Annotated in this window: 8 protein-coding genes; 3 read left to right on the top strand and 5 right to left on the bottom strand. The window is 60.6% G+C overall.

Annotated features, from left to right (window positions below; all coding sequences use genetic code 11):
- Positions 1-7: 7 nt before the first annotated feature.
- The 4 genes from JFU57_RS09575 to glnA form a co-directional block, all read right to left on the bottom strand.
- Positions 8-526, bottom strand: a complete 519-nt coding sequence (locus JFU57_RS09575) for a DUF4124 domain-containing protein (RefSeq protein ID WP_201129082.1) — start codon at positions 524-526, stop codon at positions 8-10.
- Positions 527-596: 70 nt separating this feature from the next.
- Positions 597-1,151 (bottom strand): chorismate mutase, encoded by a 555-nt coding sequence (locus JFU57_RS09580; protein ID WP_201129083.1) that lies wholly within the window; start codon positions 1,149-1,151, stop codon positions 597-599.
- 128 nt (positions 1,152-1,279) lie between these two features.
- Positions 1,280-3,322 (bottom strand): hypothetical protein, encoded by a 2,043-nt coding sequence (locus JFU57_RS09585; protein WP_201129084.1) that lies wholly within the window; start codon positions 3,320-3,322, stop codon positions 1,280-1,282.
- 158 nt (positions 3,323-3,480) lie between these two features.
- Positions 3,481-4,887, bottom strand: coding sequence for a glutamate--ammonia ligase (gene glnA / locus JFU57_RS09590; RefSeq protein ID WP_020299521.1), 1,407 nt, complete (start codon positions 4,885-4,887; stop codon positions 3,481-3,483).
- A gap of 331 nt (positions 4,888-5,218) precedes the next feature.
- Here glnA and thiI point away from each other — a divergent pair, with 331 nt between their 5' ends.
- Complete coding sequence (gene thiI / locus JFU57_RS09595; RefSeq protein ID WP_078469407.1) at positions 5,219-6,673, top strand: tRNA uracil 4-sulfurtransferase ThiI; 1,455 nt, start codon at positions 5,219-5,221, stop codon at positions 6,671-6,673.
- A 137-nt stretch (positions 6,674-6,810) separates the two neighbouring features.
- The gene (gene typA / locus JFU57_RS09600) at positions 6,811-8,631 is read left to right on the top strand and encodes a translational GTPase TypA (protein ID WP_020299519.1); all 1,821 of its coding nucleotides are present in this window, start codon (positions 6,811-6,813) and stop codon (positions 8,629-8,631) included.
- Positions 8,632-8,861: 230 nt separating this feature from the next.
- Here typA and JFU57_RS09605 read toward each other — a convergent pair whose 3' ends face one another.
- Positions 8,862-9,296, bottom strand: coding sequence for a YkgJ family cysteine cluster protein (locus JFU57_RS09605; RefSeq protein ID WP_020299518.1), 435 nt, complete (start codon positions 9,294-9,296; stop codon positions 8,862-8,864).
- 237 nt (positions 9,297-9,533) lie between these two features.
- Between JFU57_RS09605 and JFU57_RS09610 the strand changes: the two genes are divergently transcribed.
- Positions 9,534-11,984, top strand: a complete 2,451-nt coding sequence (locus JFU57_RS09610) for a glycogen/starch/alpha-glucan phosphorylase (protein ID WP_201129085.1) — start codon at positions 9,534-9,536, stop codon at positions 11,982-11,984.
- Positions 11,985-12,104: the final 120 nt, after the last annotated feature.

Here is a 12,104-nt window from a genome sequence, read left to right on the forward strand (position 1 = left end):
CTCAACCTCAAGGCCGGTGCACCCGCAGCAGGTGAAACGTGGTGCTCGGGCTTTGTTGCACCACGTGTTCGCCATCGAGTACCTGGACCGCCAGGCGATGTTCGCCGCGGTCGATATTTTCCAGATGCAGTTCCAGTGCCGTGCCGGGTTGGCCGTAGGGCTGGTCGTCCAACAGCAGGCGCAGGCGATGGGGCCCTTGCAGGTTCGGTCGCAGCAGCACCTGCACGCTGAAGCTGCCGTTGTTGGCCCGCAATGCGCCGTCGCGCGGCAAGCCACTGACTTGCAGCACCTCATAGGGCCGCGCCACAACGGTGCGCTGCCTGGCGGCAGCTGGCGGCGTCGGTAACGGCAAGCGGGTTGGGCCGGGAATGGCATGGGTGGGCGTTGGCGCAATGGCCTGGCTGCGAGTGTCGCTTGGCGGCTGATCACTGTAGGCCGGGTTGCCCTGGGCATCGGTGTATTGATAGATCTGCGCCGTCGCCGGCAGACAGATGATCAGCAGCAGGTAGCAAACGGCAGCGCGCATGGCTGAGGGTTCCTGGGCGGCGAGGTGAGGGCCCCAGCCTAGAGCAAGGGGCCGTTCGCGGGGCGCGGGCTTAACCTTTGAACACACAAAGCTCGGCCGTGGCCCGGGTCAGGGCCAGCCTGCGCAGTGGGTCCTGGCTTGCGGCCTGGGTGGCCTGGGCCAGCCACTGCGGGCATTGCGCATCGGTGCGCGCCGGGCTGAAGTCGGCCAGTTGCTGCAGCAGGCGTTTTTGTAACTGATCGAGTTGCGGGCGGATCTGCCCCAGCAGATCGGGGCGGGCGCTGTCCGGCGCGTGGCCTTGCAGGTGCCAGGCAGACAGGTGGGCGTATTGCACCAGCTTGTTGGCTTCGATCTGCGCTGCAAAAAACTGCTCAACATCGGCGGCGGCCAGTGAGTATTGCGCGGCCTGGGCCACCGCGCCGGCAATCACTTCACGCTCCCGGGGGCGGTCTTCCACGGCTTTATGGCTGTCCCATTTGCTCAGGGCCACCTGGTCGGCTATTGCCAGGCGCGCCTCGATACTGCTCAACAACGGGGCGAGAGTGGTCGGGGCGTTGGCTGCGCAGGCGTTGCCGGCCAGCAGCAGGGTCGTCAGGGCGAGGCAGAGTATGGCGTGCAGGGGCATGGGCGATCTCGGCTGTTGTGGGCAAGTCGGCGGCCATGATGCACGCAAAGGCGCCCGGTCTGGCAAGCGCTCGCCCTGGGCGCGGGGATTTGGCGAGCGCCGATTGTGACCTGTACCAGGCGCGCCGGTCAGTGCACGGCCTCGGCACTGGTCGGTCTGCGGCAACCGCTGGGGCCGGGGAAGGTTTGCTTGCCGGTCTCGTCATACAGGGTCTTGCAACCGGTGGGGCCCTTGTCGAAAAAGTCGCGACTCTTGATCACGCCATTGGGGTAGTAACACAGCTGCTCGCCGCTCAGGACCGCCTGGTTGTAGTTCTTGAGCTTCTGCTGGTTGATGGTCATCCACTCGAACCCGACCTTGTTGACCCGGCACTCGACCTGGCCGTTGTCGTAGTAGGTGATTTCGCTGACCTGGTCACCCTTGCCGATGACGCGCTCTCGGGTCTTGAGTCCGGTTTGCGCGTTGTATTCGCGGTATTCCTGCAACTCGCCGTACAGGTAGTCGCGTTCGCTGGTGACCCGGCCCTGGCGGAACTCGCGGGACATGCCGCAGAGGCCGACGGTCGACTGGTAGCTTTGGAAGCGGCAGCGGGTTGCGGCGGAAAAGATCTGGCCATGCTCATCGAGCTGGGTCATCAGGCCAATGAATTCGCTGCCCTCGACGCGCCCGACCGTGGCCGGCGAACCGTCTGCGAGGAAAGTCAGGTACGGGCCCTGCTTGTTGCCGTTCTTGTAGCTCATGTCCGACAGCAGCACCTTGCCGTCGGCGCTGTAGATCAGCGAGCGACCTTCGCGCTGGCCGTTTTCGTAGGCATAGGAATACATCAACTGGCCGCTGTCGTTGTAACCCTCCTGAGTGCCCCAGAGCAGGCCGTCGCGATAGTGCTCGATGACCCGCAGCACGCCCTGGGCGTCGGTGTCGCGCAGTTCGCCCTGCATCTTGTCCGCAACAAAGCTGACGCTGTGGGTGTGACCATCGGCGGCCTTGAGTTGCCAGGGCCCACTCTTCAGGCCCCGGTCGTAGCTGCCGCTGCCGGCTGTGGTCAGCCAGGGCCCCTGGCGCAGGTCATCGCGGTAGTCGCCCCGCTCCAGCACCGCGCCACCTTCGCGGCTTTCACTGGGGCCGTTGCGCAGGTCATGGAGGTAGGTGACGAAGCCGCCGTCTTCCAGGGCTTCGGAGTCGCTCAGCTTGATGTCCCAGCGTCCTTCCCGCAGGTCGTCGCGATACAGACCGGTCATGCCGTAGCCTTCGTTTTCATTGGACAGGCTCCATTGGCCCTGGCGCTTGCCGTCGACATAGGGCCCGTGGGACCAACTGTTGGACGGTCCGGCAAAGCCCCACTCGCCGTTGCGTTGGCCATGGGTGTAAGGCCCGCGAGAGGCGATGGCCCCGTCTTCGCTGTAGGCCACGGAGGGCCCGTCTTCGCTGCCGGTCAGGCGCGCGGGTTCGGTGTCCCAGGTCACGCGGCTGGCCTGGTAGTTGTAGAGCTGGCGCGGGCCGTCGACCAGGGCCGGGCTCTGGTCGCGCTGATAGGTGACGCTGAGAAAGCGCCCCTGTTTTTCGCCAAAGGTCTTTTTGTAGCTGTAGGCCTCGGCACCTGGCGAGGTATTGCCCAGGGGCTGGCCGTCCTGGCCGAAGTAACCCACCAGGGTCCCGGCGCTGTGGTCGAGCTGGTCGAACTCGGCAATGCCCGAATCTTCGTAGGAAACCCGGTAATTGAGCGGCGTGAGCTGGCTCAGGGCCTGGTTCACCGTGCGTGCGTCGAGTTTGCGCTGGCCCTGGGTAATGCGGTCCAGGGCTTTTTGCAGATTGTCCAGGCGGCTGTAGAGGTGGTCGTTGTCGTCATAACGGTAGGCGCGCAGGTGATAGTTACCCTGCAGCTTGAACAGCACCAGGCGTGTCAGGTGCTGGTTATCCAGGGCGATGTTGAACACCGACTCGATCGAGGCCTTGCCGAAATCGTCCAGCAATTGCGCCTGGCTTTGCGCCTCATCGACCGCGTAATAGCCCCGTACTCCGGCAGGCGTCTTGATAAAGGCCAGGGTCGCCGAGCTTTCCGCCAGGCCGGTGATCAGCGGATGGGCCAGGGTCTTGCCTTCGTAGAAGGGCGCAGCCTGGGCCTGGCTCAAAGCCAGGCAAGCGATCAGGCCGAGCGCGCGTGTCCATTGCATACCATTCCTTCGTCAATGCGCCGCACCGAGGGTGCGCGAGGCGCGGATTATCCACCGAAGGGGCGAGGGAAGGAACAATCGCGGCCAATGGCCGGGCAATAAAAAAGGCCTCCCGAAGGAGGCCTCTTGGTTACGCCGCTTGCGCGGGCGTCACGGGATCAGCAGCTGTAGTACAGCTCGTATTCCAGTGGGTGCACGAAGGTACGAACCTTGATTTCTTCTTCGCTTTTCAGGGCGATGTAAGCGTCGATGAAGTCGTCGCTGAAAACGCCGCCTTTGGTCAGGAACGCACGACCTTTGTCCAGCTCTTCCAGGGCTTCTTTCAGGCTGCCGCAAACTTGTGGGATCTCTTTGGCCTCTTCAGGCGGCAGGTCATACAGGTTTTTGTCAGCAGCGTCGCCAGGGTGGATCTTGTTCTGGATGCCGTCCAGGCCAGCCATCAGCAGTGCAGCGAAGCCCAGGTACGGGTTGGCTGCTGGATCCGGGAAGCGGGCTTCGATACGGCGAGCGCGAGGGCTGGACACGTAAGGAATACGGATCGAAGCGGAACGGTTGCGAGCCGAGTAGGCCAGCATCACGGGTGCTTCGAAACCTGGGACCAGACGCTTGTAGGAGTTGGTCGACGGGTTGGTGAAGCCGTTCAGGGCCTTACCGTGCTTGATGATGCCGCCGATGAAGTACAGGGCGGTGTCGGACAGGCCGGCATAACCTTCGCCAGCGAAGGTGTTCTTGCCATCTTTGGCGATGGACAGGTGAACGTGCATACCCGAGCCGTTGTCGCCGTACAGAGGCTTAGGCATGAAGGTAGCGGTACGGCCGTAGGCATCAGCCACGTTGTGTACGCAGTACTTCAGGGTCTGAACTTCGTCAGCCTTGGCTACCAGGGTGTTGAACTTGACGCCGATTTCGTTCTGGCCGGCAGTCGCCACTTCGTGGTGGTGAACTTCGATGACCAGGCCCATTTCTTCCATGGCGTTGCACATGGAGGTACGGATTTCGTGGTCGTGGTCGAACGGAGGAACCGGGAAGTAGCCGCCCTTGATACCTGGACGGTGGCCACGGTTGCCGCCTTCCACGTCCTGGTCGGACATCCACGAACCTTGTTCGGAGAAGATTTTGAACATGGAACCGGAGATGTCGGACTTGAACTTCACTTCGTCGAAGATGAAGAACTCAGGCTCCGGACCTACGAATACGGTGTCGCCGATACCGGTCGACTTCAGGTATTCCTCGGCACGCTTGGCGATGGCCCGTGGGTCACGGTCGTAGCCTTGCATGGTCGAAGGCTCGATCACGTCGCAGACCAGGATCAGGGTCGGCTCTTCGGTGAACGGGTCGAGTACGGCAGTGGTGTCGTCCGGCATCAGGATCATGTCGGAGGCTTCGATGCCTTTCCAGCCAGCAATGGAGGAGCCGTCGAACATTTTGCCTTCTTCGAAGAAGGCGTCATCCAGCGCGTCACGGGCCGGCATGGTCACGTGGTGCTGAGTGCCTTTGGTATCAGTGAAGCGCAGATCAATCCACTTGACGTCATGATCTTTGATGAGTTGAACCGACTTCGACATAGTGTCCTCCGGGTGGCTTCGGGCTAAGTAGTGGAGTGCCCTTAGAATGTGGGTGATGCCGGCGCGAATACTCGACCAAGGCAACCTGCCTCACAAGGGAGCAAATTGCATGCCAGTGCCCCGACTTGGGTTTTCTGCCCCAAACTCACGCATATAAAGGTGCAATCCGCCGTTTTCGGGAAAATCGCGCACCGCAATGTGGCGTTGATAAATCAAAATGACCTGTTTTGGTGCATCGAAAACCATCTGTACATAAACTGGTTAAACCTTGAGCAATTTCCGCTATAATCCGCGCCCCCCTTTTTCGGCTGGCCCTGCGCGCGCTGTTTTCATGAAACTAATCGTTAAAGTTTTCCCGGAAATCACCATCAAGAGCCGCCCGGTACGGATGCGTTTCATCCGTCAGTTGGCGAAAAACATCCGTGCCGTGCTCCGCGATCTGGACCCGGCTGTGGTGGTCAATGGTGTCTGGGACAACCTCGAGCTTGAAACCGCGCTCACTGACCCCAAATCCTTGAAGGACATGACCGAGCGCCTGAGTTGCATGCCGGGCATCGCGCATTTCCTGCAGGTCGACGAGTACCCGCTGGGTGACTTCGACGACATCGTCGCCAAGTGCAAGCAGCACTTCGGCGAAGCCCTGGCGGGGAAGATTTTTTCCGTGCGCTGCAAGCGTGCCGGCAAGCATGAATTCACCTCCATGGAGGTCGAAAAATACGTCGGCAGCCAGCTGCGTCGTCAGTGCGGCGCCGCCGGAATCTCCCTGAAAGAGCCGGAAATCGAAGTTCGCATCGAAATTCGCGACCAACGGTTGTTTGTGATCCACAACCAGCACAACAGCATCGGCGGCTACCCCCTGGGCGCCCTGGAACAGACCCTGGTCCTGATGTCCGGCGGTTTCGATTCCACGGTGGCGGCGTACCAGATCATGCGCCGCGGGCTGATGAGCCATTTTTGCTTCTTCAACCTGGGCGGGCGTGCCCACGAATTGGGCGTGATGGAAGTCGCGCACTTTATCTGGAAGAAGTACGGCAGCTCCCAGCGGGTGCTGTTCGTCAGCGTGCCGTTCGAGGAAGTGCTGGGAGAAATTCTCGGCAAAGTCGATAACAGTCATATGGGCGTAGTATTGAAGCGTATGATGTTGCGCGCTGCGTCGAGAATCGCCGACCGCCTGGAGATCGATGCCCTGGTCACCGGCGAAGCGATTTCCCAGGTGTCGAGCCAGACGCTGCCGAACCTGTCCGTGATCGACTGCGTGACCGACAAGCTGGTGCTGCGCCCGCTGATCGCCAGCCACAAGCAGGACATCATCGACCTGGCGAATGAAATCGGCACCGCCGACTTCGCCAAGCACATGCCGGAATATTGCGGGGTCATCTCGGTGAACCCCAAGACCCACGCCAAGCGCCCGCGCGTGGAGCATGAAGAGAAAGAATTCGATATGGCGGTTCTGGAGCGTGCGCTCGAGAACGCCAAGCTGGTGCCGATCGATCGAGTGATCGACGAGTTGGGCCAGGATTTGCAGATCGAAGAAGTCAGCGAAGCGCTGGCCGGTCAGATCGTGATCGACATCCGTCACCCGGATGCTCAGGAAGATCAGCCGCTGGAGCTTGCTGGCATTGAGGTACAAGCGATGCCGTTTTATGCACTGAACGCTCGTTTCAAGGAACTGGACCCTACTCGCCAGTACCTGCTCTATTGCGACAAAGGCGTGATGAGTCGCCTGCATGCCCACCATTTGCTCAGTGAGGGACATGCCAATGTGCGCGTTTATCGACCGAGCTAAGTGCCCGGGGATGTTTGCCTGTGGCCTGCGTCACCGGCCCCCCGACGCCGCCGTCGAGCTGTAACGGCTTTACGGACGCAACGTTAATCGCTGCCACGACCTGTCAGCACACCGAATCCTCTGATCGAGATACACAAGTGATCGAAAATCTACGCAACATCGCCATCATTGCTCACGTTGACCACGGTAAAACCACCCTGGTAGACAAACTCTTGCGTCAATCCGGCACTCTGGAGCGCAACGAGCTCAACGACGAGCGCGTGATGGACTCCAACGACCAGGAGAAAGAGCGCGGTATTACCATTCTGGCGAAAAACACCGCCATCAACTGGAACGGCTACCACATCAACATCGTGGACACCCCGGGCCACGCCGACTTCGGCGGCGAAGTTGAACGTGTAATGTCGATGGTTGACTCCGTTCTGCTGCTGGTTGATGCCCAGGACGGCCCTATGCCGCAAACCCGTTTTGTGACCAAGAAGGCTTTCGAAGCCGGCCTGCGTCCAATCGTGGTAATCAACAAGGTTGACCGTCCAGGCGCCCGTCCGGACTGGGTTCTGGACCAGATCTTCGACCTGTTCGACAACCTGGGTGCTACCGAAGAACAGCTGGACTTCAAAGTGGTTTACGCCTCCGCCCTGAACGGTATTGCTGGTCTTGACCACACCGATATGGCTGAAGACATGACCCCGCTGTACCAGTCGATCGTCGACAACGTACCAGCACCAGCCGTTGACCGTGACGGTCCGTTCCAGATGCAAATCTCGGCTCTGGACTACAACAGCTTCCTGGGTGTTATCGGCGTTGGCCGTATCGCTCGTGGTCGCGTCAAGCCGAACACTCCGGTCGTCGCTATCGACGCCGACGGCAAGAAGCGCAACGGTCGTATCCTCAAGCTGATGGGTCACCACGGCCTGCACCGCATCGACGTTGAAGAAGCAGCTGCCGGCGACATCGTCTGCATCAGCGGCTTCGACCAGCTGTTCATCTCCGACACCCTGTGCGACCCAACCGCTGTTGAAGCGATGAAGCCGCTGACCGTTGACGAGCCAACCGTTTCCATGACCTTCCAGGTAAACGACTCGCCATTCTGCGGTAAAGAAGGCAAGTTCGTGACCAGCCGTAACATCAAGGAACGTCTGGACAAAGAGCTGCTCTACAACGTTGCTCTGCGCGTTGAAGAAGGCGACTCGGCTGACAAGTTCAAGGTCTCCGGCCGTGGTGAGCTGCACCTCTCGGTACTGATCGAAACCATGCGTCGCGAAGGCTTCGAAATGGGTGTTGGTCGTCCGGAAGTGATCATCCGCATGGTTGACGGCGTGAAGCACGAACCGTACGAAAACGTGACCATCGACCTGCCGGAAGAATCGCAAGGTTCGATCATGGAGCAGATCGGTATCCGTAAAGGCGACCTGACCAACATGGTTCCGGATGGCAAGGGCCGTGTGCGCCTTGAGTACAACATCCCGGCTCGTGGCCTGATCGGTTTCCGTAACGAGTTCCTGACCCTGACCTCCGGTGCAGGCATCCTGACCTCGATCTTCGACCGTTACGACGTGATGAAGTCCGGCGACATGTCCGGCCGTCAGAACGGCGTGCTGGTATCGGTTGCTACCGGTAAGGCGCTGACCTACTCGCTGGAAACCCTGCAGTCCCGTGGCAAGCTGTTCATCGAACACGGCCAGGACATCTATGAAGGTCAAATCGTTGGTCTGAACAGCCGCGACAACGACCTGGGTGTGAACCCAACCAAAGGCAAGAAGCTCGACAACATGCGTGCTTCGGGTAAAGACGAAACCATCGCTCTGGTTCCGCCTGTACGTTTCACTCTGGAGCAAGCTCTGGAATTCGTACAAGAAGACGAGCTGTGTGAAGTCACTCCTAAGTCCATCCGTCTTCGCAAGAAGATCCTGGGCGAAAGCGAGCGTACCCGCGCTGCCAAGAAAAGCAGTAACTAAGTCATTTAGTTAGCTGCAAAAAAACGCCCCCGACCGCAAGGTCGGGGGCGTTTTTGTTTGTCTGGGCTTTATGGCCTGGCAACGACCTTGTGGCGAGGGAGCTTGCTCCCGTTGGGCTGCGCAGCAGCCCTAAAGCAGATCGACCCGATCTACCTGAAAGACCGCGCCAGCCTTATTGGGGTCGCTTCGCAACCCAGCGGGAGCAGGCTCCCTCGCCACAGGTAGGCTATTTAAAACTTCTCGAGGGTGCGCAGCTTGGTTTCGCGCACCACTTCCTTGGGCTTGTAGGCGCAGTAGCCTGGGCGCGGCCCGATTTTCGGGTGGTTGCGGCAGGTGTCGGGGCGCTTGTCATAAATAGTGCAGAAGCGGCTTTTACGATCCAGGTACAGGCAGTCGTCGTTGCTCATGCGCTGCAGGGTGAAGATCTCGGACTTGGCGTTGAAGCGCTCGACGATGCCTTCTTTCTGCAAACGCTTGGCGATGTTCTTCGGCGGATCGCCACGCTCGAACTCATCGACGATACCGATGCGGATCAGGTCCTTGATCTTCACCTCGACCGGCAGGGTGCAGCAGCTCGACACACAGCCGCCGCACATATGGCTCGAGTATTTCTGCCAGGTCTCGAGACGGTCGAGTTCCGCGGCGGCGATCAGTTGAGGCTTCATCAGGTTTCCAAGAGGGGGCTTTATCCGGGCGCGCGATCATACCGGGATTGGTGGTTTTTTGAACAATATTTTGCAGCTTTCAGCTCGAAGGCTGCTTTGGCGAATAAACGGGCACGGCCCCTGCATCTAATTAGCGCAAAGGTGAATGAGTTTAAAAACTGCCGAACCAGAGCGTCTACCGTCTGTCAGACCGTCTAGGCTCTAGCAACTCCTTCTATCTCGCCCGAGGTCGCATCGATGTCTCAGGAACCGCTTGTACGAGAAGCAGAGGTAGCCGCATTCCGCGATGCCGTCTTGACCAAACTCACCTACGCGGTGGGCAAGGACCCGGATCACGCCTTTGACCATGACTGGTTCGAAGCCATTGCCCTGGCGGCGCGTGATCATATGGTCGAACACTGGATGGACCACACCCGGCAGATCTACCGCAAGGGTCAGAAGCGGGTGTACTACCTGTCCCTGGAATTCCTTATCGGCCGCCTGCTGTATGACAGCCTGAGCAACCTGGGGCTGCTCGACGTGGCGCGCGATGCCCTCACCGAACTGGGCGTCGACCTGGAACGCATTCGCCTGCTGGAGCCGGATGCGGCCCTGGGCAACGGTGGCCTGGGGCGCCTGGCGGCGTGCTTCATGGAAAGCATGTCGACCCTGGGCATCGCCGGCCATGGCTACGGCATTCGTTATGAGCACGGGCTGTTCCGCCAGGCCATCGTCGATGGCTGGCAGCAGGAACAGACTGAGCACTGGCTGGATTTCGGCAACCCCTGGGAGTTCGAGCGTGCCGAGGTGATCTACCCGATCGGCTTTGGCGGCGGAGTCGAAACCCTGCTCGATGCCAGCGGCAAATCGATCCAGGTCTGGACCCCCAGTGAAACCGTGCGCGCGGTGGCCTATGACACGCCGGTAGTGGGCTGGCGCGGTGCCAGCGTGAATACCCTGCGCCTGTGGCGCGCGCGGGCGGTGGAAGACTTGCACCTGGAACGCTTCAACGCCGGCGACCACTTGGGCGCGGTGGCGGAGGTCGCCCGGGCAGAAAGCATCTCCCGTGTGCTGTACCCGGCCGACAGCACCGAAGCGGGGCAGGAACTGCGCCTGCGCCAGGAATATTTCTTTGTCTCGGCCTCGCTGCAAGACCTGCTGCGTCGCCACAAAAACATGCACGGCTCGGTGCTCAGCCTGGGCGAGCATGCGGCGATCCAGCTCAACGACACCCACCCCTCGATCGCCGTGGCCGAACTGATGCGACAGCTGGTCGACCTGCACGACATCGCCTGGGATGCGGCCTGGCAAGTCACCGTGGAAACCCTGGCCTACACCAACCACACCTTGCTCCCCGAAGCCCTGGAAACCTGGCCGGTCGGCCTGATGGAACGCATGCTGCCGCGGCATATGCAGATCATTTACCTGATCAACGCCCAGCACATCGATTCGCTGCGGGCCAAGGGCATCCATGACTTCGACGTGCTGCGCGCGGTGTCGCTGATCGAGGAAGACAATGGCCGTCGGGTGCGCATGGGCAACCTGGCGTTTCTCGGCTCCCACAGCGTCAACGGCGTGTCCGGGCTGCACACCCAACTGATGCGCAGCACGGTGTTTTCGGAGCTGCACAAGCTGTATCCGGAACGCATCAACAACAAGACCAACGGCATCACCTTCCGCCGCTGGCTGTACCAGGCCAATGCCCAACTGACGGCGATGATGGTCGAGGCGGTCGGCCCCGAGTTGCTGGACAACCCCGAAGAGCTGCTGCTGAAGCTGGAGCCCTTTGCCGAAAAACCCGGGTTCCGCAAACAGTTCGCCGAGCAGCGCCTGCACAGCAAGCGCGCCCTGGCGGCGATCATTCATGAGCGCCTGGGGATTTCGGTCAACCCGGCGGCCATGTTCGATGTGCAGGTCAAGCGCATCCACGAGTACAAGCGCCAGTTGCTCAACCTGCTGCACACCGTGGCGCTGTACCAGGCGATCCGCGCCGAGCCGGAAACCGACTGGGTGCCGCGGGTGAAGATCTTCGCCGGCAAGGCCGCCGCCAGTTATCACCAGGCCAAGCTGATCATCAAGCTGACCAACGACATCGCGCGCACGGTCAACAACGACCCCACCGTGCGCGGCCTGCTCAAGGTGGTGTTCCTGCCCAACTACAACGTCAGCCTGGCGGAAAGCATCATCCCGGCGGCCGACCTCTCGGAGCAGATCTCCACCGCGGGCTTCGAAGCCTCGGGCACCAGCAACATGAAGTTCGGCCTGAACGGCGCGCTGACCATCGGCACCCTGGACGGCGCCAACGTCGAGATGTGCGAGCGCGTGGGCGCCGATCACATGTTTATCTTCGGCCTCACTGCCCAGCAGGTGGAAGCCCGCAAGCGTAACGGCGAGTTCAGCGCGGTGCCGGATATCGCCGCCTCCCATCGGCTCAACGATGTGTTGCAAGCCATCCGTGGCGGGGTGTTTTCGCCGGACGATCCGTCGCGCTACACCGGGCTTATCGATTCACTGATTGACTACGACCGCTTCCTGGTCTGTGCCGACTTCGATTCCTACTGGGCCGCCCAGGCCCGGGTCGAAGAGCGCTGGCACGATTCCAAGGAATGGTGGCGTTCGGCAGTGCTCAACAGTGCGCGGATGGGCTGGTTCTCTTCGGACCGAACCATTCGCGAGTACGCCACGGAAATCTGGAAGGCTCTGGAGTAACCGCTTTCAGAGAATTCTAGAAATGCGCACAAGGCCCAACGTTTGTTGGGCCTTGTCGATATACTGGGCGCCAGTTTTTTCTGCGGCTGCTGGCGGCAGGATCTGATTCGGTGCTTAGGG

It is taken from the genome of Pseudomonas sp. TH07 (genome assembly GCF_016651285.1).
Lineage (GTDB): Bacteria > Pseudomonadota > Gammaproteobacteria > Pseudomonadales > Pseudomonadaceae > Aquipseudomonas.

Coding starts and splice junctions, on each gene's coding strand:
- JFU57_RS09575 (WP_201129082.1), bottom strand. CDS start 526: ATGCGCGCTGCCGTTTGCTACCTGCTGCTGATCATCTGTCTGCCGGCG.
- JFU57_RS09580 (WP_201129083.1), bottom strand. CDS start 1,151: ATGCCCCTGCACGCCATACTCTGCCTCGCCCTGACGACCCTGCTGCTG.
- JFU57_RS09585 (WP_201129084.1), bottom strand. CDS start 3,322: ATGCAATGGACACGCGCGCTCGGCCTGATCGCTTGCCTGGCTTTGAGC.
- glnA (WP_020299521.1), bottom strand. CDS start 4,887: ATGTCGAAGTCGGTTCAACTCATCAAAGATCATGACGTCAAGTGGATT.
- thiI (WP_078469407.1), top strand. CDS start 5,219: ATGAAACTAATCGTTAAAGTTTTCCCGGAAATCACCATCAAGAGCCGC.
- JFU57_RS09605 (WP_020299518.1), bottom strand. CDS start 9,296: ATGAAGCCTCAACTGATCGCCGCCGCGGAACTCGACCGTCTCGAGACC.
- JFU57_RS09610 (WP_201129085.1), top strand. CDS start 9,534: ATGTCTCAGGAACCGCTTGTACGAGAAGCAGAGGTAGCCGCATTCCGC.